The organism is Vibrio sp. R12-SG2-ISO1, from assembly GCF_059834045.1.
The window spans coordinates 185,538-210,845 of sequence record NZ_JCBDGO010000001.1 but is presented as its reverse complement, the minus strand read 5'-3'; the positions used below and the strand labels follow the sequence as shown (position 1 = coordinate 210,845).

The 25,308-nt window shown below is 48.9% G+C and carries 27 protein-coding genes; 17 read left to right on the top strand and 10 right to left on the bottom strand.

The features are described 5' to 3' along the window. Positions 1-98: 98 nt before the first annotated feature. Genes rsmS through dinG form a run of 4 tightly spaced genes read right to left on the bottom strand, consistent with a single transcriptional unit; the run spans position 99 to position 3,740 of the window. Entirely contained in the window at positions 99-275 is a 177-nt protein-coding gene (gene rsmS, locus AC6R10_RS00950; protein WP_500671217.1) for a pleiotropic regulatory protein RsmS, read from the bottom strand. Continuing rightward, complete coding sequence (locus tag AC6R10_RS00945; protein WP_500671216.1) at positions 275-823, bottom strand: primosomal replication protein; 549 nt, start codon at positions 821-823, stop codon at positions 275-277. The genes rsmS and AC6R10_RS00945 overlap by 1 nt, the downstream gene beginning before the upstream one ends. A gap of 4 nt (positions 824-827) precedes the next feature. Further along, on the bottom strand, positions 828-1,607 hold the full coding sequence (locus AC6R10_RS00940; RefSeq protein ID WP_487902031.1) for a sulfite exporter TauE/SafE family protein: 780 nt from the start codon (positions 1,605-1,607) through the stop codon (positions 828-830). Between the two features lie 60 nt (positions 1,608-1,667). Then, entirely contained in the window at positions 1,668-3,740 is a 2,073-nt protein-coding gene (gene dinG, locus AC6R10_RS00935) for an ATP-dependent DNA helicase DinG (RefSeq protein WP_500671215.1), read from the bottom strand. A 515-nt stretch (positions 3,741-4,255) separates the two neighbouring features. Between dinG and AC6R10_RS00930 the strand changes: the two genes are divergently transcribed. Continuing rightward, positions 4,256-5,230 carry a porin gene (locus AC6R10_RS00930; protein WP_500671214.1) on the top strand — a complete coding sequence of 325 codons (975 nt, stop codon included), beginning with the start codon at positions 4,256-4,258 and terminating at the stop codon, positions 5,228-5,230. A gap of 73 nt (positions 5,231-5,303) precedes the next feature. Further along, positions 5,304-5,942, top strand: coding sequence for a YccT family protein (locus tag AC6R10_RS00925; protein WP_500671213.1), 639 nt, complete (start codon positions 5,304-5,306; stop codon positions 5,940-5,942). Positions 5,943-5,981: 39 nt separating this feature from the next. On the opposite strand, the gene bioA is transcribed toward AC6R10_RS00925, so the two are convergent. Further along, a complete protein-coding gene (bioA, locus tag AC6R10_RS00920; protein ID WP_500671212.1) occupies positions 5,982-7,274 on the bottom strand; it encodes an adenosylmethionine--8-amino-7-oxononanoate transaminase in 1,293 nt (430 codons plus the stop codon). 129 nt (positions 7,275-7,403) lie between these two features. On the opposite strand from bioA, the gene bioB reads away from it, so the two are divergent. The 4 genes from bioB to bioD are packed head-to-tail and all read left to right on the top strand — an operon-like array spanning position 7,404 to position 11,158. Next, entirely contained in the window at positions 7,404-8,456 is a 1,053-nt protein-coding gene (bioB, locus tag AC6R10_RS00915; RefSeq protein WP_500629670.1) for a biotin synthase BioB, read from the top strand. Continuing rightward, positions 8,443-9,624, top strand: coding sequence for an 8-amino-7-oxononanoate synthase (bioF, locus tag AC6R10_RS00910; protein ID WP_500671211.1), 1,182 nt, complete (start codon positions 8,443-8,445; stop codon positions 9,622-9,624). Before bioB ends, bioF begins: the two co-directional genes overlap by 14 nt. Next, positions 9,612-10,454, top strand: coding sequence for a malonyl-ACP O-methyltransferase BioC (gene bioC, locus AC6R10_RS00905; protein ID WP_500671210.1), 843 nt, complete (start codon positions 9,612-9,614; stop codon positions 10,452-10,454). Before bioF ends, bioC begins: the two co-directional genes overlap by 13 nt. Then, entirely contained in the window at positions 10,451-11,158 is a 708-nt protein-coding gene (gene bioD / locus AC6R10_RS00900; RefSeq protein WP_334550798.1) for a dethiobiotin synthase, read from the top strand. Before bioC ends, bioD begins: the two co-directional genes overlap by 4 nt. Positions 11,159-11,258: 100 nt before the next feature. On the opposite strand, the gene AC6R10_RS00895 is transcribed toward bioD, so the two are convergent. Beyond that, positions 11,259-11,426: a hypothetical protein gene (locus AC6R10_RS00895; RefSeq protein WP_334550797.1), complete on the bottom strand. Its 168-nt coding sequence runs from the start codon at positions 11,424-11,426 to the stop codon at positions 11,259-11,261. 370 nt (positions 11,427-11,796) lie between these two features. Between AC6R10_RS00895 and htpX the strand changes: the two genes are divergently transcribed. From htpX to AC6R10_RS00850, 9 genes are all read left to right on the top strand, one after another. Beyond that, complete coding sequence (gene htpX / locus AC6R10_RS00890; protein ID WP_334550795.1) at positions 11,797-12,657, top strand: protease HtpX; 861 nt, start codon at positions 11,797-11,799, stop codon at positions 12,655-12,657. A gap of 214 nt (positions 12,658-12,871) precedes the next feature. After that, complete coding sequence (locus tag AC6R10_RS00885; RefSeq protein WP_487902040.1) at positions 12,872-13,291, top strand: nuclear transport factor 2 family protein; 420 nt, start codon at positions 12,872-12,874, stop codon at positions 13,289-13,291. Further along, positions 13,288-14,016 (top strand): SDR family NAD(P)-dependent oxidoreductase, encoded by a 729-nt coding sequence (locus AC6R10_RS00880; RefSeq protein WP_500671209.1) that lies wholly within the window; start codon positions 13,288-13,290, stop codon positions 14,014-14,016. The genes AC6R10_RS00885 and AC6R10_RS00880 overlap by 4 nt, the downstream gene beginning before the upstream one ends. 47 nt (positions 14,017-14,063) lie before the next feature. Further along, the gene (locus AC6R10_RS00875; RefSeq protein ID WP_500671208.1) at positions 14,064-15,365 is read left to right on the top strand and encodes an NAD(P)/FAD-dependent oxidoreductase; all 1,302 of its coding nucleotides are present in this window, start codon (positions 14,064-14,066) and stop codon (positions 15,363-15,365) included. Then, on the top strand, positions 15,365-16,150 hold the full coding sequence (locus AC6R10_RS00870) for a DUF1365 domain-containing protein (RefSeq protein WP_500671207.1): 786 nt from the start codon (positions 15,365-15,367) through the stop codon (positions 16,148-16,150). The genes AC6R10_RS00875 and AC6R10_RS00870 overlap by 1 nt, the downstream gene beginning before the upstream one ends. A 100-nt stretch (positions 16,151-16,250) precedes the next feature. Then, on the top strand, positions 16,251-17,513 hold the full coding sequence (locus AC6R10_RS00865) for a class I SAM-dependent methyltransferase (RefSeq protein WP_500671206.1): 1,263 nt from the start codon (positions 16,251-16,253) through the stop codon (positions 17,511-17,513). Positions 17,514-17,516: 3 nt separating this feature from the next. Further along, entirely contained in the window at positions 17,517-18,041 is a 525-nt protein-coding gene (locus AC6R10_RS00860) for a DUF2878 domain-containing protein (protein WP_500671205.1), read from the top strand. Next, positions 18,025-18,588 (top strand): chalcone isomerase family protein, encoded by a 564-nt coding sequence (locus tag AC6R10_RS00855; RefSeq protein WP_500671204.1) that lies wholly within the window; start codon positions 18,025-18,027, stop codon positions 18,586-18,588. Before AC6R10_RS00860 ends, AC6R10_RS00855 begins: the two co-directional genes overlap by 17 nt. Further along, complete coding sequence (locus AC6R10_RS00850; RefSeq protein WP_500671203.1) at positions 18,585-19,118, top strand: DUF3833 domain-containing protein; 534 nt, start codon at positions 18,585-18,587, stop codon at positions 19,116-19,118. The genes AC6R10_RS00855 and AC6R10_RS00850 overlap by 4 nt, the downstream gene beginning before the upstream one ends. A gap of 118 nt (positions 19,119-19,236) precedes the next feature. On the opposite strand, the gene purB is transcribed toward AC6R10_RS00850, so the two are convergent. The 3 genes from purB to mnmA form a co-directional block, all read right to left on the bottom strand. Then, on the bottom strand, positions 19,237-20,607 hold the full coding sequence (purB, locus tag AC6R10_RS00845) for an adenylosuccinate lyase (RefSeq protein ID WP_334550783.1): 1,371 nt from the start codon (positions 20,605-20,607) through the stop codon (positions 19,237-19,239). 154 nt (positions 20,608-20,761) lie between these two features. After that, positions 20,762-21,379 (bottom strand): high frequency lysogenization protein HflD, encoded by a 618-nt coding sequence (gene hflD / locus AC6R10_RS00840; RefSeq protein WP_487902047.1) that lies wholly within the window; start codon positions 21,377-21,379, stop codon positions 20,762-20,764. A gap of 48 nt (positions 21,380-21,427) precedes the next feature. After that, positions 21,428-22,549, bottom strand: coding sequence for a tRNA 2-thiouridine(34) synthase MnmA (gene mnmA, locus AC6R10_RS00835; RefSeq protein WP_500671202.1), 1,122 nt, complete (start codon positions 22,547-22,549; stop codon positions 21,428-21,430). A gap of 330 nt (positions 22,550-22,879) precedes the next feature. Between mnmA and AC6R10_RS00830 the strand changes: the two genes are divergently transcribed. Both AC6R10_RS00830 and AC6R10_RS00825 read left to right on the top strand, forming a co-directional pair. Then, positions 22,880-23,152, top strand: a complete 273-nt coding sequence (locus AC6R10_RS00830) for a hypothetical protein (RefSeq protein ID WP_487902049.1) — start codon at positions 22,880-22,882, stop codon at positions 23,150-23,152. 134 nt (positions 23,153-23,286) lie between these two features. Next, complete coding sequence (locus AC6R10_RS00825; RefSeq protein ID WP_334550777.1) at positions 23,287-24,591, top strand: inosine/guanosine kinase; 1,305 nt, start codon at positions 23,287-23,289, stop codon at positions 24,589-24,591. 51 nt (positions 24,592-24,642) lie between these two features. Here AC6R10_RS00825 and AC6R10_RS00820 read toward each other — a convergent pair whose 3' ends face one another. Further along, entirely contained in the window at positions 24,643-25,050 is a 408-nt protein-coding gene (locus AC6R10_RS00820; RefSeq protein ID WP_334550775.1) for an H-NS family histone-like protein, read from the bottom strand. Positions 25,051-25,308: the final 258 nt, after the last annotated feature.

Genomic DNA, 25,308 nt, shown 5'->3' with positions numbered 1-25,308 from the left:
AACGCGCTCGGTGAATCACATCACCGAGCGCGTTTTTGTTTTATCCAGCGATTAGTCGTTAAGCAAGACAGCAAGTCTTTGAAATCAGGGCGTTGACCTTATTGTGCCAACTTTCGCTCTAAATCGCTTTTTACGATGTCGATTGCGGCTAAAGCAGTGCGAGGATCGATCTCGTTGCTCTCCAATAAGTAGATCAAATCTACCGCCAGTTTGATCTCTTCGGGGGCGTTTTCAAGCCCGCTGTTTGCTGCCGCTGACTGTTCTTGGCTAGACATTACTGGTTTCTCTCTCGATAAGTGATTTGATTTTCGATTTTCAACTTAGACTCTTGGCACCGTTTTAGACGCTGCTCGGTAGCCAGTAACGCTTGCTGCGCTTGTGCTTGGGCAAACGATGAGGCGTTTTGCAGTGCACGCTCTTTGTCTCTCACCATCTCTTTTAAGCGACGTTCCCACTCTTGATGCTGCGCCAGTTGTTGGTAGAGCTCGTTGATGGGCTTTCTATAGTAGCTTTTGTGCTTAGGTTCGTTTTTTCGGATTGAGGTGGTGGCCAATTCGCGCTCGATGGCGCTGATTTGCGATAGTAAACGCTCGCCGAGGTATTCTGCTCGGTGCGTGGTCAATTTGCCCGCTTGTTCTTCGCGCAAAATCGATGTCAATGTAGCTTGTGTTTCTGTCACGCAGGGGACAAGCAGTTTGGCTCGGCAAGAAAACAGTCGTTCATCAAACAGCGGCAGGTGGTGCTCACCCCGTTGGCGATCAAGCCCCGCTGCTTGTTGGGCAAGGTTCTCTAAGGTTTGCTTTAGCGAATCGAATCTATTCATTGCGTTAACTAGGGATAAACCACGCGTCAAACGCCAGTTTGACGGCGAGCACACTGACGACCGTAACAAAGACTGGGCGTATAAACGTTGCGCCAAATCGTATCGCGGAATGAGCGCCGACGAACGCGCCAGCCATCAAACAGACGCCCATTGTTAGGCCCAACACCCAATCGATATGACCCAAAATGGCAAATGTCACCAATGACGTGAAGTTGCTGGTAAAGTTCATCGCCTTGGCCAAGCCTGAAGCCAACAAAATATTGAGGCGATAGAGCGCCATTGAACTCACGGTCCAAAACGCACCCGTACCGGGGCCGGCAACGCCATCATAAAAGCCTAGAATCAAACCTTGGCCTATCTGCTTTTTATGCAGTACAGGGCAAGGTGGTGGCGATTCATTGATGTTTGCATTCGGCGTTTTATGCCAAACAGTATAGACAGCCGCCGCCAGAATAATCAGCGGTAAGATTTTTTCAAGCCACTCAGTTGAGATGAAATCAACAAACAAGGTGCCCAAGATTGCCCCTGCTAGGGTGGCAAAGAAGGCTCTTAGCCAACATTCAGGCTTAAATAGGCGCTTTCGGTAGTAAGTAAACGCGGCGGTTGAGGATGCGAAGGTCGCCGCTAACTTGTTTGTACCGAGTGCAATGTGCGGCGGTAGGCCGAGTGACAGCAGAGCAGGCACCGTTAACATGCCGCCACCGCCGGCGACGGCATCAATAAATCCAGCAACAAAAGCAACCAGTGCCAACACCAACAACATGGTTGGCTCAAAAAGTTCCATAATGTGTATTCTTCTTTATATGCTTGAAGCGCTTGTAAGTTATGGGTGTCAATCGCACCACTATTTGATGGTGCGTTTAAATGGCGGAAGTGAGTCCAACAGCGCACTCCCGTAACGTTTGGTGACCAGTCTGCGATCAAGGATGACGACTCTACCAGAATCGCGCTCTTTACGCAGCAAGCGACCGACAGACTGAATCAGCTTTTTACTCGCTTCGGGTACCGAGATCTGCATAAACGGGTTTCCGCCTTTGCGCTCGATGTACTCTGCATGTGAGCGCTCCACGGGGGAGGTCGGCACCGCAAACGGAATCTTGGTGATCACCAGGTTGGTCAGCAAGTCGCCCGGTAAATCCAGCCCTTCTGAGAAGCTGCCAGTGCCAAACAGAATGCTCGTCTTGCCGCACTGCACAAGGTTTTTATGTTTTTTTAGAATTTCAGAGCGCGATTCTTGACCATGAATTTGCAGCGCCCAACCCTTTTTAACAAATTCGCTACTGAGCGCTTCTGCGACTTGGTTCATTTGCCAATAGGAGGAGAATAAAACCAAATTGGCCTGTTTGTCTTCAATCCAGTTAGGCAATATCTCTATAAGATATTCAGTAAACTGTGGCGCTTGGGGCTCCATCTTCATTGTCGGTATGACCAATTCGGCTTGGTTGGCGTAATCAAACGGCGATGAGAGCGCAAGAAAGCGCACCCCGTCTTCCTCTTTTTCACTCACGCCAGCTTGGCGACAGAAAAAACTGAATGAGTTGAGCGCGCGCAGAGTCGCGGAAGTGAGCACCGCACCGACGCAGCGGCTCCAGATCTGTTGATCCAATTGCCAACCGACTTCGAGCGGCGAGACATTGACGATAATGTCGCCTTCGCGTTCCGGGTGCAGGGATAACCAACGCGCTAAAGGCGCGCCTTTTTCACGTGTGGGCTCGGCCATTAAGCGCCAAACTTGGGCGAGATTGTCAAAACGCTGAATGTAAAAACCGAGCTCAGCGAGCGCGGGTTCTGCGAGTCGGTTCGCAATTTCACCGTCTTTAACGCGTTCTGAAATCAGATCTGCCACCTTAGCGACGGCCTGAGCACCTTTGACCGAATAGGTCTTCAGTTCTTTGGCCTGTTCAAATAGCCAAGTGGGCAGTTCGCCATGTTCAAAGCGATAATGACGGTCTTCAAACGCTTGCGTATCAAACTGTGCGGGGAGCTTCGCCAAGGTTGGAATAAGCTGCGCAATGCTGTCTTGCAACTCGTTTTTAAACCTTGCAACGCGCTTTTCATCGGCAAGGCCTGCAAATTTGGTCACACTTTGATTGAGCTTCTCTAGCCAACTGGCAGCGCCTTTACAACTGGCGGCGGCAGAGGCGTGATCGCGCGCGACGTGGGGTAAGTGGTGCGCCTCATCAAACACATAAAAGGTGTTCTCAGGCTCTGGTAGTATCACGCCACCCCCGAGATCGGCATCGGCCATCACCAAGCTGTGGTTGGCAATGATCACGTCGACCTTATCAAGCTCGGCACGGGCCTTTTGAAACGGACACTGGCGATGCGCAGGTAAACTGGTGTTGCAGCTGTGCTTATCGCTGACAATGATTTGCCACAAGTGGTCGGGAATTGGCTTGGGCCAAGCGTCGCGGTCCCCATTCCATTTGTTTTGTGCCAACTTGGTGTGCATGAGCTCAAGCAGTTCAACCTCTTTTTTCTTCGGTTTACTTTCGAACATCGCCATCTGCCCGCCGTCTGCCCCACACGCGGCGTAGAGCTTTTCAGCACAGCAATAACGGCCTCGGCCTTTGGCGAGGATAAAGGAGAACTCACGATCAGAGAGGCGTCTATATAGTGGCAAATCTTTATTGATGAGCTGCTCTTGCAGCGCGACGGTGGCGGTGGAGATGACCACTTTACGATTATTGAACAGCGCAACGGGTATCACGGCCATCAGATAGGAGAGTGATTTGCCAATCCCGGTCCCCGCTTCTGCAACTATCATCCGGTTAGATTTGTGATACTCGCCACATAATGTTTTGGCGATCTCTGCGACCAAGTAGTTTTGTGCTCGGCGAGGAACGAAGTTTTCTAACTGATGTTGGAGAGATTGATAACTGTGGCGGATAGAATTTTGTATCTTACTGGCAATCATATGGGGACCTTCGCTATGGGCGACGGATGATAGCACAGTTTGCTAAACGCTACTCAGTTCACGAAATAGAATCTCAAATGACCAAATCTAGATCTCCTTCACAAAAAAAAACTGAACCTTCAAGAACTTATAATTAATTCTAATTGTAAAATATATATCACTCCAAATAATCACCATTGACAGATTTATATGCTGATAATTTATTTTATTTTCTTCGTGTTTGGGATTTAAATCTAAATGTTAACGGTTTTGGTAAGGTGCGTGGCGTAACGATATTTTTATGAACCTGGTCTAAAAAACGACAGGTTTACATGTAACTGTATGATTTTAAATTAATTTATGTTTTTTTAGTTGTGCGATTTAGAACATTTGACACTTGGGGGAATCTTTTGCAATCTAAACCTCGAAATTTAGTGGCGATGACATCGGACCAATAAAGAGTTTGAGTCATCTTCTAAAACATAAAGGGAACCGGATAAGGAATTCCCATTCTATAGAAAAGGCAGTGGATTATTATGAAAAAGACTCTAGTAGCTCTAGCAGTACTTGCAACAAGTTCAGCACACGCTGGTTTTGAAATTTACAATCAAGACAAAGTGTCAGTAACTATGGGCGGCGATATTGAAGTTGTTTACATGCAGTCAAAATCTGACTCATTTGATAGCGACGGCAATCTAACTACTAAAAAAACTGATTTCCACCAAGAAATCCAAGACGCTGATCTGAGCTTTGACGTTCGTTACGCAATCAACGACTCTCTACAGTTTGGTGGTTTCTGGGAATTCACAGATGTTGGTCAATCTGAAGGTGATGCTTACGTAGCGCTATACTCTGACACAGCGGGTTCATTTAAAGTGGGTCGTCTATGTGCAGTAATGGATGATGCGGGCATCGGTTCTGACTACCAGTTTGGGTTGAACACGTTCTTCGGTGGTAGTGATGACCACTTCTGTGCAGACGAAACTATTCGTTGGGACTTAGACAACGGTGATTTCTACGCTGCTGCAGCTCTAGTTCAAGATAAGATCAACAGCACTGGTCTAGACGAAGATACCGTTTACTTCGACGCTAAGCTTGGTTACCGAGTGGCTGATTTTGACTTCACTGGTTTTTACGGTTCAGGTGAAGTCGAAGACGACACTGCTGCTGGTAAGCACGACGAGTCACTTTGGTCTTTACAAGCACGCTACTCAGGTGTTGAGAACCTAGAGCTTGCAGTTGCTTACTACAATGTTGACGATTCTACAGATACTATCGATACTATCGGTCTAGCAGCTACTTACACTATTCAAAAAGTGACTCTAGCGGCAGGTTACAGCACTTCTGAGCAAGACGGTGCTGACGACTTCGACACTTGGTATGTAAACGCTGGCTACGGCATCGCTCCAAACACAACTCTGTACGCTGAAGTTGGTGGTGACAACGGTAAGCAGGATAACGGTGACTCAACTGAAACTGGTGTTGCTGTAGGTGTTAAAGCTTACTTCTAATCTCACCTGAATGAGATACAATCAAACCACCCTTCGGGGTGGTTTTTTATTATGGACTAAAGGAATCGAGTGTATGAAAAAATCCATGGGCTTACTTTGCGTATTGATGAGTTTCGGAGTGTCAGCGGGGATGCTAGAGCCACAATCGAGCGTTGAGTTGCTGTTTGTCGACGGTGAGCAAAATCAAGAAAAGCGTAAAAGTGTCAGTGTCGATGAAGGTCCTACCCAGTTGGTGGTAAAGTACAGTAAGAAATTGAGTGATTCAGGTAAATCGCGAATCTTTGATTCTGCGCCTTATGTCATCATGTTCAACGCACCGGAAAGCGATTTGATTATTGAAGCACCAAAATTGCACAGTTATCAGCAAGCTAACTCGCACTTTAAACAAGCCCCAGAGTGGGTAATAAAAACTAAAAATGGCGAATCGATTGAATATTCTCAGGAAGTCTTGGACAGCGGTGAAGGCATTTTCCCGTATTACGACCTACCTAAGCTTGTTGCACAACACAATCAAGCGAGAGGCGTGTTGTTTGGTGCAAGTGCTGCTTTAGTCGCCAGCGCTGAGTTAGCACCTGAAACCGAGTTGAAGCAAGGAAGTGAGGCTATGCCTAGTGTTGACACCAACAACCTCGAACAACTCAAAGCCTGGTACCTAAAATCTTCCACCGAAGAGCGCAAAGCCTTCCGCCGCTGGATGATTGATCAGGAGTAAGTTCCTAGTGTCTAGTTCCTAGTTCCTAGATTTTGGGAACTAGGACTCAGTTTGAGTTTTAAAACACGCCTCTTTCCCCAGTGCACTCTCCACTGCCATTACTAACTTCTCAATATGCTTGGGTTCGCTGATAAACGGCGGCATCATATAGATAAGACGTCCGAATGGGCGTATCCAGACGCCTTGCTCAACAAAATGTGCTTGGATGTTTTCCATATCCACCGCTGTCGTCGTCTCGACCACACCAATTGCGCCGAGCCAGCGCACGTCTTTGACCTTTTTATGTTTTTTTAGTCTCGGCAGCAGCGAAGCAAATTGACGTTCGATGCCCGCAACTTGTGTTTGCCATTCGCCGCTTTTTAACAACGCCATACTGGCACTCGCGACGGCGCAGGCGAGGGGGTTGCCCATAAAAGTAGGGCCGTGCATAAAGCAGCCCGCTTCGCCCGAACAGACGGTGTCAGCCACGTGGCGAGTGGTGAGCGTGGCGGATAAGGTCATGTAACCGCCGGTGAGCGCTTTACCGACACAGAGGATGTCTGGCTGAACTTCGGCGTGCTCGCAGGCAAACAGCTTGCCTGTGCGGCCAAATCCGGTGGCGATTTCATCCAATATCAGAAGCACACTGTATTTGTCACACAGTTGGCGCACGCCTTTTAGAAATTCTGGGTGATAAATACGCATGCCCCCCGCACCTTGCACTATGGGCTCAAGAATGACCGCTGCTATTTCTTGGTGATGATTGGCGAGTTGGTGACGAAAATCGTCTAGATCACTCGGTTGCCACGTTTGCCAGAAGCCTGTTTGAGGCGAGCGGGCAAAAATGTGCTCAGGAAGAAAGCCTTTATAAAGTGAATGCATGGAGTTGTCAGGATCGGTCACTGACATTGCCGCAAAGGTATCGCCATGGTAGCCATCTCGAAGGGTGAGAAACTTTGAACGCGGCTCACCTTTCGCATGCCAATATTGCAGCGCCATTTTGAGGCTCACTTCCACTGCCACCGAACCAGAATCAGCCAGAAACACCTGTTCAAGATTATCCGGTGCGAGCTCAAGCAGCGCTTGACACAAGGTGATCGCCGGTTGATGGGTGATGCCACCAAACATCACATGAGAGAGGGTGTCAATTTGTTCATGGGCGGCGCGATTTAACACAGGGTGATTGTAGCCATGAATCGAAGCCCACCAAGACGACATGCCATCGACTAGATGTTCTCCGCTCTCTAATTCAAGATAGATACCCTTTGCGCTACGAACAGGATAGCAGGTCAGAGGTGTGAGAGTAGAAGTGTACGGATGCCAGATATGGCAGCGATCAAAGGCGAGATCCATCAAAGTCCCTTAATAAATTAAAGTTCAAATATTAAGCAGATGTAAACCTGCGTGTTTTTATTGTGTTGACAGTGCGTATGGTGTCAGTAGACTGACGAGAAATCAATCCAATAATAAAAAGGAAAGCAGGTGGAAGTACGTCATAACTGGACTGTCGAGCAAGTCCGTGCGCTCATGGAAAAGCCATTCATGGACTTAGTCTTTGAAGCGCAAACCGTCCATCGCCATTACCAGCAGGCCAATCATGTGCAGGTGAGTACCCTGCTGTCGATCAAAACCGGCGCTTGCCCGGAAGATTGCAAATATTGTCCGCAAAGTGCGCGTTACCAAACTGACATCGAAAAAGAGCGATTGATGGAAGTCGAGCGGGTACTCGATGCTGCGCAAAAAGCGAAAAACGCGGGTTCTACACGTTTCTGTATGGGCGCCGCATGGAAGAACCCCAAACAGCGTGATATGCCTCATCTCACCGAGATGATTAAAGGCGTCAAAGAGATGGGGCTTGAGACCTGTATGACTCTGGGCATGTTGACGGCCGAGCAGGCGAAGGAGCTCTCACAGGCTGGTCTTGACTACTACAACCACAACTTAGATACCTCGCCTGAGTTTTACGGCAACATCATTACTACCCGTACTTATCAAGATAGACTGGATACTCTGTCACACGTGCGTGACGCAGGCATGAAGATTTGCTCCGGTGGCATTATTGGAATGGGTGAGAGCGCCAATGACCGAGCGGGCTTACTGGTTGAGCTAGCTAATCTGCCGACACACCCTGAGAGTGTGCCGATTAATATGCTCGTTAAGGTCAAAGGGACCCCTCTGGAAGAGGTCGAGGACGTCGAACCGTTTGATTTCATCCGCTTAATTGCCATTGCGCGCATTATGATGCCTCGCTCTGCAGTGCGCCTCTCTGCTGGACGTGAAAATATGAACGAGCAGATGCAAGCGCTGTGCTTTATGGCAGGAGCCAACTCGGTGTTTTATGGCTGCAAACTGCTGACCACACCAAACCCATCGGAAGACAAAGATATGCAGCTGTTCAAAAAGCTGGGCATTAACAGTCAACAGGTGTCGCAAAAGCCGGATGAAATAGAAGAGAACGATCTGCTGGATCGCGTTGTTGAACGTGTGGCAGCTCGCCCAGCCAAAGACGACCTGTTCTACGATGCCAGCGTTTGATTCTCGCGTGCGCGCTGTGCTGGCTGAGCGCCGCTCGCAGGGTTTACTGCGTCAAACACGCACCTTGCACGGTGGCAATCAGGTGGAGATTGCTGATAACGAGCGCCGATACTTAAATTTTTCCAGCAACGACTATCTTGGTCTTGCGACGAACGCCACTATTGGGCAAGCTTGGCAGCAAGGCATTACCGTCTATGGCAATGGCTCTGGCGCATCGCCATTGGTGACAGGTCATGGCGGCGCGCATCAAGCGCTACAAGAGCGGCTGTGTGAATGGTTAGGTTATAAAAGAGCGGTGCTGTTCAGCTCCGGTTTTGCCGCCAATCAAGCGCTGCTATTGAGTTTACTTCAGCAAGACGATGTGCTGATTCAAGACAAACTCAACCACGCATCCTTGATGGAAGCAGGGGTACTCTGTCCTGCGACCATGAAGCGCTTTAAACACAACGATATGGCGCATTTGCGTCAGGTCTTGAATACCATTGCTTCTGAAGCTGCGACCCTTGTCGTCACCGAAGGGGTGTTTAGCATGGATGGCGATCTTGCGCCGCTCCAAGGGATCAGCGAGCTCACAGAGCAACAGGCATGGCTTGCGGTCGATGACGCCCACGGTATCGGCGTGCTCGGCGAAGGCGGGCGCGGCAGCTGCCAACATGCGGGTATCAAGCCACAGGTGTTGATTGTCACCTTTGGTAAAGCGTTTGGGCTCTCTGGCGCGGCGATTCTGTGTCATGACGAATTGGCCGATTACTTGACGCAATTTGCTCGCCACTATGTCTACTCGACAGCCATGCCCGGGGCGCAAGCGGTCGCGCTGCATAAAGCGAGCGAGATCATTGAGCAGCAGCAGTGGCGCAGAGATAAGCTAGCTGAGTTGACGGCACTGTACGATCAACTGCTTAGTGACGAGCCTGGGTATGTGTCAACGCCGACACCCATCAAGCCTTGGCTCATTGGCGAGAGTGACGATGCGGTGGCCACCGCCTCACAGCTGAAACAGCAAGGTATATGGTTGACCGCCATTCGCCCGCCAACCGTACCCAAAGGCAGCGCGCGGCTACGCATTACTTTAACCGCCAATCATACCAAAACGCACATTCATCAGTTGGCCCAAGCCATCAAAGGCGCGAGAAAACCCACGGGACGAGGACACTCATGCACGCGGTAACGACATCTTCCCCAAATCCTCTCACACAGGTGAGCGTCAAAACAGTCAGCGATAAAGCAGTGAGCGATAAATCCGCCATTCGTGATGCGTTTAGCAAAGCATCCGCCACCTACGATGCTCATGCGGCTTTCCAGCGTGATGTAGGTGAGAGACTGCTTGCACGCATGCCCAGCGATTTGAGTGGTCAAGTCGTGCTGGATGTCGGCTGCGGGACGGGGTATTTCTCTTGGCAGTTACAACAGCGCGGGGCTAAGGTGATCTGTCTTGATCTCTCTCCGGATATGCTGGCGGCCGCTAGAGCCCGCTGCGGTAACGTGAACATGCACTATCAATTGGGCGATGCCGAACAGTTGCCGCTGCAAGCGGGCAGTGTGGATTACGTGTTCTCAAGCTTGGCTCTGCAATGGTGTGAGGACTTGGCTCTGCCACTTAAAGAAATGCGCCGCGTAGTGAAAAAGGGCGGTGAGATTGTATTTTCGACTTTGCTGGATGGATCGCTCGATGAGTTGAAATGCGCATGGCGCAATATTGATTCATATCAACACGTTAACGATTTTATCACCGTCAATCAGTTAAAACTTGCGTTAGCGCAATCTGAATCACCCCACCATCATCTAGACTTGCCCGCTGTCACAGTGTGGTATGAGACTGCTTTTTCTCTAATGCGTGATTTAAAGGGCATTGGCGCAAACCATGTGAGCGGCCGCTCACCGGGACTCATGAGTCGCCAAACGCTTAGAAAGTTAGAGCAAGCGTACCAAGTATTTCAAAACCAAGAGGGGTTGTTACCCGCAACTTATCAGGTTTGTTTAGGGGTTATACATCGATGATTGATGCTTTTTTTATTGCTGGTACGGATACCGATGTAGGCAAAACGGTTGCTTCTAAAGCAATCCTTAACGCTTTAGCCGAGAAAGGAATGAAGACAATTGGCTACAAGCCGGTTGCGGCTGGAAGCGAACAGACAGAATTTGGACTGCGTAACTCAGATGCACTCTATTTACAAAGCGCTGCAACGTTGGATGTCGCTTATGAAGACGTCAACCCGTATGCGCTAGAGCTACCCGCGTCACCACATATTGCGGCGCAGCGCGAAAATGTGACGATTGATTACGCGGTGCTGAGCGATAAGTTAGCGCAACACAAGCAAAATGCGCAGATGGTCCTTGTCGAAGGGGCGGGCGGCTGGCGCGTGCCAGTGTCCGAAAGTGACTGTTTGTCGACTTGGGTCGTGCAAGAAAAGCTGCCGGTGGTACTGGTGGTGGGTATTAAGCTGGGCTGTTTGAGTCACGCGATGTTGACGCTAGATGCCATCAAAGCCGATGGTCTTGACGTCATTGGCTGGGTTGCAAACCGCGTCAACCCGGGTACAGAGCACTATCGTGACATCATTGAAATGCTTGAGAACAAGATTGACGCACCTAAAATCGGCGAGATTCCGTACGTGCCGAGCGTCAAACGCAAAGATTTGGCAAAATACATCAATGTTGAGCCGTTGATTGCTGGTGCGACCTCGCCCTTGTTAGAAGCTTGATCGGTTTCAGGCGATAACAGCAATGAAGAGACAAAAAGGGCAGCCGTGTGGCTGCCCTTTCTCGTTGCGTCGTCATCCGATGCGTTTATGTCGTTGCCGTTTATTGCTCTTCGTTTAGCCCCAGCATGGCTTGTTGCATTTCCATTGCGTGGTTCTGCGCCGATTGCCCCAAAGCTAATCCCAGTTGCTGTTTGGCCTCATCCTCAGACAATCCTAAGTGACAACGAAGCATATCAATAGCCATTTGATAGTTGTTAGTTTCAACCATGATGTCGTTCCCTTATCCATGGAAGTGAAAATCTGTTTGAAATCTACCATGAAACCAAGATGCAGCAATAAGACCAAAGTCTAATGGTGTTTGGTTGGCCTGTTGATTGATTCAAGAGAGAGGTGAAAAAGTGCTGTGACATCAAATGTTTCAATTTGCCACTTAACGTTATTGAGAAAAGGAATACACTCTCTTTATCCCTGATAAATTGTGGGGTGCGTCATACTTAGCCTGAAATAATTCCTATGCTAGGTATTGATATTGAGTCAATGTGCCCACAATTCATCTACAACAGGTCATTCGTAACAGTTCATTCAGAACAGGCGATGGACCTGTTCACTGTCATCTTTTGCGTGGAGAAGAGTAAATAATGAAGCGTGTCATGTTATTTCTAGCGACCAACTTAGCCGTGATCCTTGTGCTGAGTGTGGTGCTTAATATCGTTTATGCGACCACCGGTTTGCAGCCAGGTAGCCTATCGGGCTTGCTGGTGATGGCAGCGGTATTTGGTTTCGGCGGTTCGTTCATTTCTCTCTTGATGTCTAAGAGTATGGCGCTTCGCTCCGTGGGTGGTATGGTGATTGAGAGCCCACGTAACGAAACAGAGCACTGGCTGCTTGAAACCGTAAAGCGTCAATCTGACCAAGTTGGCATCGGTATGCCGACGGTGGCCATTTATGACTCTCCTGATATTAATGCTTTTGCGACAGGCGCTAAGCGTGATGACTCTCTGGTTGCGGTATCGACCGGTTTGTTGCACAACATGACCCGCGATGAAGCGGAAGCTGTGTTGGCACACGAAGTGAGCCACATTGCCAACGGTGATATGGTCACCATGACCTTGATGCAAGGTGTGGTGAATACCTTCGTGATCTTCTTGTCACGCTTTATTGCCAATATCGTCTCGTCGAACCGCGACGAGGAGGGAGGCAGTAGCATGATGGTCTACTTCGGCGTCTCTATGGTGTTGGAATTGGTGTTTGGTTTCCTCGCGAGCTTTATTACCATGTGGTACAGCCGTCACCGTGAGTTCCACGCCGATGCGGGTGCGGCGAATTTGGTTGGCAAACACAAGATGATTGCCGCACTTGAGCGCCTTAAAGTGAGCCACGAGTCTCAACTCGAAGGGTCGATGATGGCCTTTGGTATTAACGGTAAGCGCTCAATGACCGAACTGCTTATGAGCCACCCTCCATTGGATAAGCGCATCGCCGCACTGCGCAACTCATAACGCTTATCTCGTCATAAAGACAACTTAATTGACTGAAAAGGCTTGGTTTATCACCAAGCCTTTTTTTGATCTTATTCGCTAAGCAGACGTACAAGCTGGCAGTAGAAAGTTGTACAAAAAATAATTTGTACAACTTTTGATGTTCAACTAAGGTTATATAAGTTGTACATTAAATAAAAATGTATAACTTGTGTGAATGTAAGATGGAGGCGAAATGGACGTCCAGTCAGTCGGCAATATCTATCAGCAACTCGATAAGCATAATCTGGTGTTGCTTGAGCAGGTCTATCACCAAAATGTGGTATTTGAAGATGCCGCTCATCGAATGGAAGGCTGGCCTGAGCTTGAGCGCTACTTCCAGTCTCTTTACAGCAATGTCCAGCGCTGTGAGTTTGATATTCAGCACGCCCAACAAAGTGGCGACATGGGTTTTTTAACTTGGGTGATGACGTTGGAGCACCCCAAATTGTCCAAAGGCAAGCCTGTTGCTGTCAATGGCGTGTCTCATCTTAAATTTGCCGATGGCAAAGTGATTTACCATCGCGACTATTTCGACCTCGGTGAAATGTTGTACGAGAACTTGCCTATTTTGGGTAGCGTCATTAAATCGATCAAACAGAGGCTCGGACAATGAAGACCGTTCTCATCACGGGGGCGACCTCAGGCATCGGCAAGCAGCTGGCGATGGATTACGCCCGAGACCATTGGCAGGTGATCGCTTGTGGTCGAAACGAGCAAGCGCTCGCAGAGCTGGCACAGCAATTTGAGACGATAACGCCGCTGCGGTTTGATGTCACCGATCTTGCGCAGACCACTCAAGCCATAGACTCCCTCGAGAACACACCGGACGTATGGCTGCTCAGCGCCGGAGATTGTGAGTACATCGATGATGGTGTGATGGATGCTGCTCTGTTCGAGCGCATTTTTGCCATCAATGTGATGGGGGTGGTCAATCTTGTCACCGCCGCGCAATCGCGTTTTTCGCCCGGGCAACGTGTCGCGATTTTGGGCTCGATCGCCAGTGAAGTCGCTTTGCCAAGGGCAGAAGCTTATGGCGCCTCGAAAGCGGCGGTTAGCTATCTCGCCCGCACGCTGCAGCTGGATCTCAAACCCAAAGGCGTTGATGTCACGATCATTTTTCCAGGCTTTGTCAAAACGCCGCTCACGGACAAAAACACGTTTGATATGCCGATGATGGTTTCGGTGCAATCGGCATCGGACTCGATTAGACGAGGTTTGGAAAAGGGGGGGGCGACGCTCTATTTCCCCAAACGATTCACCACGCTACTGCGCGTGTTTGGCGCGTTGCCTTATCGTTGGCAAACCGCGCTGGTCAGCCGACTACTCGGCTCGCGTTGAACGCATTCTCGGCATAGATAAAAGGATAGGGAACAAGGATAACAACAATGAAAATAGCAATCATCGGCTCGGGTATTTCAGGTTTAACCTGTGGTTACTACCTACATCCAAACCACGACATCACCGTGTTTGAAGCCAACGACTATGTGGGCGGTCATACTGCGACGGTGGACGTGGAGGTTGAAGGGCACACGTACGCGGTAGATACCGGCTTTATTGTTTACAACGATCGCACTTACCCCAATTTTATCCAGTTGATGCAGGAGATTGGCGTGCGTGGCAGACCGAGCCAAATGAGCTTCAGTGTGAGAAACGACGACAATGGACTGGAGTATAACGGCCATACACTCACGACCTTGTTTGCTCAGAAGCGAAATTGGCTTCGTCCGCAGTTCTATCGCTTTATTTTCGAGATTTTGCGCTTTAACCGTTTAGTGAAAGCGCAAGCTCAGGCCAGTCAAGAGAGTGCATTGACCCTTGGCGAGTTTCTTACTCTACATGAATTCAGTGACTATTTTTGTACGAACTATATTTTGCCGATGGGCGCCGCGATTTGGTCATCAACGTTGGCGGATATGCGCGCTTTCCCACTTGGTTTCTTCGCCCGCTTTTTCCTCAATCACGGCTTGCTGGACGTCACCAACCGCCCGCAATGGTATGTGATTGAGGGAGGATCGCGTGAGTACATTGCCCCGCTGACCAAAGGCTTCAAAGAGAGAATTCGTTTGAACACGCCTGTCACTCGTGTCACGCGTGATTCGGCAGGCGTGACGATTCATTATGTTGACCGAAGCGCGACGCAAAGCGAGCAGCGCCAGTCTGAACGTTTCGATCAGGTTATTTTTGCTTGTCACAGTGATCAAGCCCTTGCGATGTTGGCTGATGCGAGTGAAAGCGAAACCTCAGTGCTGAGCCGTCTGGCCTATCAAGCCAACGAAGTGATTTTGCATACAGACGAGGCGTTGCTGCCGACTCGTAAGGCAGCATGGGCGTCTTGGAACTACTGGATTGAAGGTGGAGACGGCCAGCACACTCGCGCCCCAACGCTGACTTACAACATGAATATTCTTCAGCACATTGAAGCGCCGGTGACCTTTTGCGTTTCACTCAACAGCTCACAGAATATAGAGCCGAGTAAAGTGCTGCGAACCTTCAATTATCATCATCCAGTGTTCAATACCGAATCTCTCAACGCCCAGGGTCGCAGAGAGGAAGTCAACGGGCAAAGTCAAACCTGGTTTTGCGGCGCTTACTGGTACAACGGATTCCACGAGGACGGTGTACGCAGCGCCCTGGATGTGGTTCGCGGTATCGAAGCACTAGCGCAGACGACACGAGGAGCCGCCTAATGACAGACGCGTTGCGCAGTGCATTGCTGGTGGGTGATGTGAGACATCGGCGTTTTTCGCCCATCTCGCACAGTCTCAATTATCCGCTCTTTATGCCGTGCATCGATTTGGATGAGCTAGAGGCGCTGGAGAGCAGAGTCTGGGCATTTGGCACACGCTGGTGGCACTGGGCGAGATTCAAACGCAGTGACTATGTTGGCGAGGGCAGTCTCAAGGTCGCGGTGCAAGAGAAAGTCAAACAGCTGACGGGCGTTACCCTTCGAGGTCGCGTTGAAGCCGTCCTCCATCTTAGATACCTCGGTATTTACTTCAGCCCGGTCAATTTTTACTACCTTTATGATGAACAAGGGCAATGGCGCTACTTATTGGCAGAGGTCTCCAACACGCCTTGGAACGAGCGCCATTACTACGCGGTGGATGCCAATGATGCTAACACTTGGCGTCATGATAAGGCTTTTCATGTGTCACCGTTTAACCCAATTAAACAGGCTTATGTATGGCGTCTTAAACCGCTTACTGAGTCTCTGTTTGTTCATCTTGAATGTCATAGTGATGCGGAGGAGACAACGCGAACCAAAGTGTTTGATGCCACGATGGTGATGCGAAAACAGCCTCTTACCTCCGCTCAACTCGCTAAGCGATTGATCGCAACGCCGATTATGGCAGTAAAAGTGGTGATAGGTATTTATTGGCACGCGTTGAAACTGTGGGTGAAAGGGGCCCCTTTTTACTCTCACCCCGGTTCCCAAGAACCCAGCTACCAAGACAAAGAGAGCAACAGCTAGCCAAGGCGTTTAGCCATCTAAAACCCTAGCACCTAAAACAAAGACAAATGTACGCACAAAACAGAGTCCGCCGGACATGTTGCAAGGAGCAAAGAGAACAATGAATTCGCAAGTAATGCCCATACCAAGAGCGCTGACCACTGTGCAAAAAACGGCGCGTAATCTCGCCTTTTCGACGCTGTCCCATCTTCAGGTCGGGACATTGACCATACGAGAAGTGTTTAGTGACAGTGATGGCAGTCAAAGACAAGAGACGTTTGGTCAGCATCACGGATCCAATCAGCATTTAGACAATGGACCCAATGCCGTTGTTGAAGTGAAGCACCCCGGTTTTTACGCACGTCTACTCAAGGGCGGCAGCATTGCAGCAGGTGAAGCCTATATGGATGGCTGGTGGGACAGCCCAAACCTGACCCAAGTGATGGAATTGATGGCGAAGAACTTATCCGCATTGGATGCCTTGGAAAGTCGCAGCAGCTTACTCTCTAAAATCCTCTATAAGCTCGGCCATTGGTTGAATCGCAATACGGTTGAGAAGGCGCAGAAGAACATTGAAGCGCACTATGATTTGAGCAACGAGTTATATCAAACCTTCCTCGATAAAGAGATGCTCTACTCTTCGGCGCTGTTTACTGACCCAAGTGACTCATTAGAACAAGCGCAGATCAATAAGATGGAGAGACTCTGTCAGGAATTGCAGCTCAACGAGCAAGACCGAGTGATTGAAATCGGTACTGGTTGGGGCGCGATGGCCATCTACATGGCGACGACCTACGGCTGCCATGTGACCACAACCACTATCTCTGAGCAACAATATCAATACGCCGCGACTCGGATAGAAGCACTTGGCTTGCAGGACAACATTACCTTACTTAAGCAAGATTATCGTCTGCTTGAGGGGGAGTTCGATAAATTGGTCTCTATCGAGATGATAGAGGCCGTCGGCAAACAGTTTCTGCGCTCTTATATTGAGAAATGTCAGTCTTTACTGCGCCCGGGTGGATTGATGGCCATTCAAGCGATCACCATTGCCGATCAGCGTTATGACTATTACAGCGACAATGTGGATTTTATCCAGAAATACATCTTCCCGGGAGGATTTCTGCCATCCATCACGGCCTTGACACAAACCACCACCAAACACAGTGACTTGGTGCTGCGAAACCTATTCGATATTGGTCAGGACTACGCGCAAACGCTCAATCACTGGCATCGACGCTTTAATGGTTCGCTGGCGCGCGTCAAACACTTAGGGTTTGATGAGCGTTTTATTCGCATGTGGAACTACTACTTCTGCTATTGCGAAGGGGGCTTTAAAGCCAAGAGCATCAGCACCGTTCATATGACATTTCAGCGACCATAACTGATGACTCGTTTACTGCTGATATCGAGCTGGTTTCAAGCGCTTTGGCTGCTCGCAGTATTAGGCAATGAGGCGTGGCAATGGTGGTTGGTTGTGCTGGTGGTGGCGACTTATGTGGTCACGATAGGGGTGTCAGCTAAGCCGTTGCCTTTGCGTTTTGTTGGTCTCGTTTTCGTTGTTGGCATTGGCATCGACAGTTTCAATATGCTTGCGGGGGTACTGCGGTTCGAGTACGCGATGCATTCAACTTGGTTGTTACCGATTTGGCTATTGGCGCTTTGGGCGATATTCATCTGGTACAGCACTTTTTTGTTGCCCTTGGTGAACACATACCCCAGTTGGCTCGTAACAGTGATAGGAGGGCTCTCGGGCGCTCTGAGTTATTGGGCGGGAGAACGGCTTGGCGCGGTGGAATTCGGCTATCCTCCCACATTCAGTTTACTGATTCTTTTTGGTCAGTGGATGGTGGTGATAGGTTTGATGTTAAGGATATACGGCAATGAAAAAGGTCATGACATTCCTGATTAGCGTGCTGTGCTTGTCTCAATACGCGCACGCCTCCATTTCAGCGGGACACGTTTCAGGGGGAGATAATGAACAGACGCAGAGCGCGCTATGGTCACACTGGCCGGTGGTCGGTCAGGCGCAGCTCTCCATGCTCTTTTTTGATATTTACCAGTCGGAGTTACGGGCGCCCAATGGTCAATACCGGGAAAGTGACGACGTGACGCCTCATCCACTCGCGCTTTCGATTACCTATCAGCGTAACATCAGCCAAGATCAGTTACTCAATGCCACGATGGAGCAGTGGCAAAAACTCGGCTATCAAGAAGAGGTTGCCCAAGGTTGGTTGACTCGTTTAGCTGAGGTTTTCCCCAATATCGAACAGGGGCATAACTTAACGTATGTGACCAACGGTCAGGTGGGTGAGTTTTATTATACGCGTCAGGCGAACACTCAGCGCATTGGCATCATCGACGATGAAGCCTTTAATGATGCATTTGTCTCAATATGGCTTTCACCCAACACAGACTACCCAAGATTGCGTCAACAACTGATAGGAAAGCAGCGATGATATCTCGTTTAGGTGCTCGTTTAGCGGCGATACTCTTGAGTGTCGTATTGGTGGGGTGTAGCGCCGATATTGATGACTACCAAACTAGCAGTCCCGCTTTTGATTTGTTCGACTATTTTCAAGGCGAAACCCACGCGTGGGGTATGGTGCAAGACTATACAGATAAACAGACTCGGCGTTTTTTCGTCACTATTGACGGAAACGTAGAGGGTGACACGTTAACGCTGGTGGAAGATTTTCGTTTTGATGATGGCGAGTTGAGTCAGCGCATCTGGACGATAACACGCAGTGACGCTGGTCGCTACACCGGAAAAGCCGATGACATCATCGGTACCGCCCGCGGAAGAGAAGTCGGTAATGCGCTGCAATGGCAATACGATTTTGATCTGCAATTGGATGATGGCAGTGTGTCGGTCAGTTTTGATGATTGGCTATATCGACAAGATGAACGGCATGTGTTCAACCTGACCAAGATAAAGAAATGGGGGATGGAAGTGGGGCAAATCACGCTCTTTTTCCAAAAGCAGTAGGCGCCTTAAACAGTCCTCATCGCTAAGCGAGGCTCACATACTCTGAAATGAAAACGCCACAAATGAAAAAGACTTTGCCGAGGCAAAGTCTTTTGATTGTTGCTGCGAGAACGCTCGCTTACAGCTTGTCAGTCAGCTCGATGGCTTGACCAATGTAGTTCGCAGGTGTCATCTCTTTCAGACGCGCTTTTTCGTGCTCTGGAAGCTCTAGACCGTCGATGAAATGACGCATTGCTTCACCATCAACGCGCTTACCACGAGTGAGCTCTTTTAGCTTCTCGTATGGCTTCTCAATACCGTAACGACGCATAACGGTTTGCACAGGCTCCGCAAGCACTTCCCAGTTTTTGTCTAGCTCAGCAAGCAGGGCTTCACGGTTCACTTCCAGTTTGCTGATGCCTTTTAGGGTCGACGTGTACGCAATGATTGCGTAACCCACACCCACACCAAGGTTACGTAGCACGGTAGAATCCGTTAGGTCACGTTGCCAACGAGAGATAGGGAGTTTTTGTGCAAGGTGGCCAAATACCGCGTTTGCTAAACCTAGGTTGCCTTCTGAGTTTTCAAAATCGATTGGGTTCACTTTGTGCGGCATGGTTGAAGAACCAATTTCACCAGCGATGGTTTTTTGCTTGAAGTGACCCAGTGCGATGTAACCCCAAACGTCACGATCGAAATCGATAAGGATGGTGTTGAAACGTGCGATGGCATCAAACAGTTCTGCGATGTAATCGTGCGGTTCGATCTGCGTCGTGTATGGGTTCCACGTTACACCAAGAGATTGCGTAATGAACTCTTCAGAGAACTGGTGCCAATCAAGCTCAGGGTAAGCGGAGAGATGCGCGTTGTAGTTACCCACTGCGCCGTTGATTTTCGCGAGAATCTCAACATTTTCGATCTGCTTGTATTGACGCTCCATACGGTACGCCACGTTCGCCATCTCTTTACCCATAGTGGTCGGTGATGCTGGTTGACCGTGGGTACGAGAGAGTAGCGGGATGTCGCGGTACTCGACAGCCAGTGCTTTGATCGCATCAATGATATTTTTGATTTCAGGAAGAATCACGCTGTCACGCGCTTCTTTAAGCATAAGAGCGTGAGAGGTGTTGTTGATGTCTTCTGACGTACATGCAAAGTGAATGAATTCGTTCACGGCATGCAGTTCAGGAACGCCCGCGACTTTCTCTTTAAGGAAGTACTCAACGGCTTTAACGTCGTGGTTGGTTGTGCGCTCAATCTCTTTGATGCGAGCCGCGTCCTCTTCTGAGAAGTTGGCCGCTAGGTCATCAAGGAACTGGTTCGCTTCTGCACTGAAGGCAGGAACTTCTGCGATGGCATCGGTCGCTGCGAGCTTTTGTAACCAACGAATTTCAACGATAGAGCGGTACTTTAGTAGACCAAACTCACTAAAGATGCTGCGAAGTGCAATTGTCTTGCTACCGTAACGGCCGTCTACGGGTGAAACAGCAGTCAGTGCTGACAGTTCCATGATGTTCTCCTGAATTGGGTTTTAAATCTGGTGAGCTTTATACCAATAACTGTGGCAATTGTCACGAATATTGCGCAAACGTTTGCGCGATTCTTATCCGACAAAGAAAAAATAAGCTCGCCGAGTGGCGAGCCAAGATTCTCTATGACGTATCTTACATTCTGGCGAGCAAAATTTGTGCTTGCTCCACCATCTTCTTGCGTCCAAAAATAAGGTGGCGACGTTTGCCGCCCACTTGACGCCATAACACGGCACTACGAATGCCAGAGAGCAATAAGGCACGCACTTTGTGCTGGTTGCTAGTCTGCTGTAATACGGACGGTGTGCCAGTGACCTGAATGCGAGGACCCACCGGACTGATGACATCCAGGTAGACGCTGGCAAGGTTGCTGATCATCTGCTCGCTGTGTAGGTCAAAGTGCTCGAGTTGGCGCTCCAACATCTGGATGCGATCGCCAAGCTGAGACATCGAGTCGCGTCGGGCGCTGAGTTTACGTTCAAGCGCCATGAGACTGATGATGTAGCGTGTGATTTCGCTGCCTGCTGGCGTGCTATCGATCCCTTTGACTAAACACTCAAGCCCCAGTTTAAGATCGGATTCACGACCATACACCGCCACTGTGTTGCTTGGATTGGTGTTTAAGACCGCTTTTAACGAGGTTTCGAACGCGTCATTGTCACAGTAACCGTTCTTCGCCACTTGCTGAACCAAAGCGACAGCCTGGCAAATACCGGCAAAGGCGATGGTGCGGTCATAGAGTGCATTAGCCACCGAATCGTACTCCTATCAATAAACTGTTGATTACAGACTTACTGTCCATTACAGACGCTGTTCGATGATGCCGCCACCTAAGCACACATCACCATCATAAAATACCGCGGATTGCCCTGGGGTTACCGCCACCTGAGGCTCATCAAAGATCACCTTGATATTCTCATCATCGATAGGTGTGATGGTACAAGGGATGTCGGTTTGGCGATAGCGGGTTTTTACCGTGCATTTGATTGGCTCGCGAATCGGTGTGCGATCGACCCAATGTAACTGTGAAGCCACCAAACCCTCAGACTTGAGCAGTGGGTGATCTGCACCTTGCACAGCAACTAACACATTGCGTTTCAGATCTTTGTCTGCCACGTACCAAGGGTCTTCATTACCGCCGCCACCTTTTTGACCACCAATGTGTAGTCCTTTACGCTGGCCTAGCGTGTGGTACATCAAACCTTGGTGTTCGCCAATTACTTTGCCTTCCGGTGTTTCGATTTTACCGGGTTGCGCAGGTAGATAGCGAGATAAGAAATCGGTAAATTTGCGCTCACCAATAAAACAGATCCCGGTGGAGTCTTTTTTCTTGGCGGTGATCAAATCTTGCTCTTCGGCGATGCGTCGCACTTCCGGCTTTTCAAGCTCGCCAACAGGGAATAGGCTACGTGCTACTTGGTCACTGCTTAGTGTATAGAGGAAGTAGCTTTGATCTTTGTTGCCATCTAATCCACGCAGCATCTTAGGTGCTTCGCCATTGTCAGGGAAGGTGCGGCGCACGTAATGACCCATCGCAATGTAGTCGGCGTCGAGCACTTCGTCGGCGAATTCCAAGAATGCTTTAAATTTGATCTCTTTGTTGCAGAGAATATCCGGGTTCGGCGTTCGGCCCGCCTTGTATTCCGCCAAAAAGTATTCGAATACGTTATCCCAGTACTCGGCAGCAAAGTTAATGGTGTGCAGGTGGATGCCCAACTTGTCACACACCGCTTGCGCGTCGGCGAGATCTTCTGCTGCTGTACAGTATTCTTCGTTGTCGTCTTCTTCCCAGTTCTTCATAAACAAACCTTCAACCTGATAGCCTTGTTGCTTTAACAGGTAGGCAGAAACGGACGAATCTACACCGCCAGACATACCGACGATGACTTTCTTTTTACTGTTGTCAGTACAGTTTTCAGACATTAGGTCACACCACTCAATTTAACTGGATGCAAATTCTAGCAGAAAGCCGGTAGCGGTGACAGATCCGAGATCGAAATCACACCGATGCTTTTGAGCTTGTTCTCGCTAGGTTGTTATGCAGCCCATAGTTCGACAAATAGAGCCCAAGTTATCTGCTAAACACGGCAATGTACCTCGCGTAAATATCACAACATATCGGTTGATTGCGTTGATGGTCATTACGTCGACAGTTAGCACGGATATCATTGGGTAATGCAGGGTTAGTTGTGGCATAGTGGGCGAAATTCAAGAGTCCTAGGCTCATCTATCTCATTATTAAGTGAACTCCTCATGACTGAACACCAAGACGAACTGCTGCAAGAAACGCAACTTATTGAAGTAATTGAAAACCAACTGCAAGATGGCAACCCCATCAAAGTGAAAGAAACGTTAATGCGTTTGATGATGACGGGCACAGCAAGAGACGAAGCGATTGCCATGATGGCTTGCGCAGTCTCAATCGAAATTTTTGATGTGATGAAAAACGATGGTGAGTTTAATCTTAAACGCTATTCCGAGCACTTGGATTTGTTGCCAGATTTGAGTTTTATGGAAGGCGAATAAGCCGCCGCTAATCCTTATCGACGTTGCTCTAGGTTAAATGCGCGAGCAAACGTTTGCTATGCTAGCGGGAGTTGCCGCGCCAATAAGGGCGCGGTAGAATCGCGCCACTTTTTATCCCTTACTTTACTCTGATTATGAAATTTCCCGGCCAACGCAAATCCAAACATTACTTCCCGGTTCATGCTCGCGACCCTTTAGTGACTCAAGCGCAGGACAGCAAGAAAATGTCCCGCACACATATTATTGGTATCGACCAAACCTTAGTGGATATTGAAGCTAAAGTGTGCAGCTCGCTCATCGAAAAATACCAGTTAAGTAAGGGACACTCACTGGTGATTGATGATGCGACGGCCGAAGCGTTATACGACGAACTTAAGCGCGATGATTTGATCACCAATGAATACGCGGGTGGCACGATTGGCAATACCTTGCACAACTATTCTGTGTTGGCGGATGACCGTTCTACGCTGCTTGGTGTCATGAGTCAGGACATCAAGATCGGCAGTTACGGCTATCGTTATTTGTGCAATACCTCCAGTCGAATGGACTTGAATTATCTGCAAGGTGTCGACGGCGCAATTGGACGCTGCTTCGCGCTGATCACCGAAGATGGTGAGCGTACCTTTGCCATTAGTGAAGGGCAGATGAACCAGCTTAAACCAGAGAGCATTCCAGAAAAAATCTTTAAAAATGCCTCTGCACTGGTGCTGACTGCGTATTTGGTGCGCTGCAAAGCGGGCGATCCGATGCCAGAAGCGACCATGCGCGCTATTGAGTACGCGAAAAAGCACGATGTACCGGTCGTTCTCACGTTAGGGACTAAGTTTGTCATCCAAGATGACCCGCAGTTTTGGCAGCAATTTTTGCGCGATCATGTCACCGTTGTAGCGATGAATGAAGATGAGGCGCATGCGCTCACTGGGGAGAGCGACCCGCTTGCGGCATCAGACAAAGCCTTGGAGTGGGTCGATTTGGTGCTGTGTACTGCTGGGCCACTTGGCTTGTTTATGGCTGGTTATACCGAAGAAGCAGCCAAACGTGAAACGTCATTGCCTTTGTTGCCAGGTAGTATTGCGGAATTCAATCGTTATGAATTTAGCCGCCCAGCATTAAAAGATAATTGCGATCAAGCGATCAAAGTGTATTCTCATATTTCACCATACATGGGTGGTCCGGAGAAAATTAAAAACACTAATGGTGCCGGTGATGCGGCATTGTCTGCGTTGCTACACGATATGGCCGCGAATAAATACCACAAAGAAAATGTGCCCAACTCGAGTAAACACGCGCATGCGTTTTTAACTTACTCTTCTTTTTCACAAGTGTGTAAGTATTCTAACCGTGCCAGTTATGAGGTATTGGTTCAGCACTCTCCACGTCTTTCGAAAGGTTTACCTGAACGAGAAGATAGCTTGGAAGAAGCCTACTGGGAAAGATAAACGAAAAAAGCGCCGACAGGCGCTTTTTTTTGAACTAACTTACATCGAAAGTTAGATCAGGAACTCTTCTAGGCTCTTACCTGCATCCAATTGCTGTTGAATAGCAGATGGGGTGCGACCTTGACCTGTCCAAGTTTTAGTTTCACCGCTTGCATCCACGTATTTATATTTTGGTGGACGAGGTGCACGTTTCGATTTTGTTTTGGTTTTTGTTTCACCAGCAAGCGCAGAGTAAAGGGCATCAATATCGATACCTTCTTTAGAAATTTGCTCAGCAATGGCAGCCAGTTTGGCTTCTTGCTCTGCCGCTGCTGCACGCTGCGCTTCTTCCTCTTCTTTACGCTCAGTAAAGACTGTCGTTAATTTGCTTAGGGCGTCTTCCAGTTGCTCAAGAGTCAGTTCACGTGCTGCTGCACGAAGACTACGAATATTTAATAGTGTTTTTGTTAGTTCAGACATAACATCTCTCATTGTTATCTTATTTAAGAGTATTTCTTAAATACTAATCCTGATATTTAAACATTACAATCCATTCTTAGCAGAATGCGATAAATTTATTGTTACTGTCAGCCAAATTTACCTTTCTTTACTTTATTGGAGCGATCATTCGGCTAAGTCCTGTTTTGACGCTCAGATTTAATAATAGAGTTTCATATCTATTATTAAACGTTTCTTATCCTGATGGTACTGTTTAGATAAAAGTCGCCGAAATCAGCA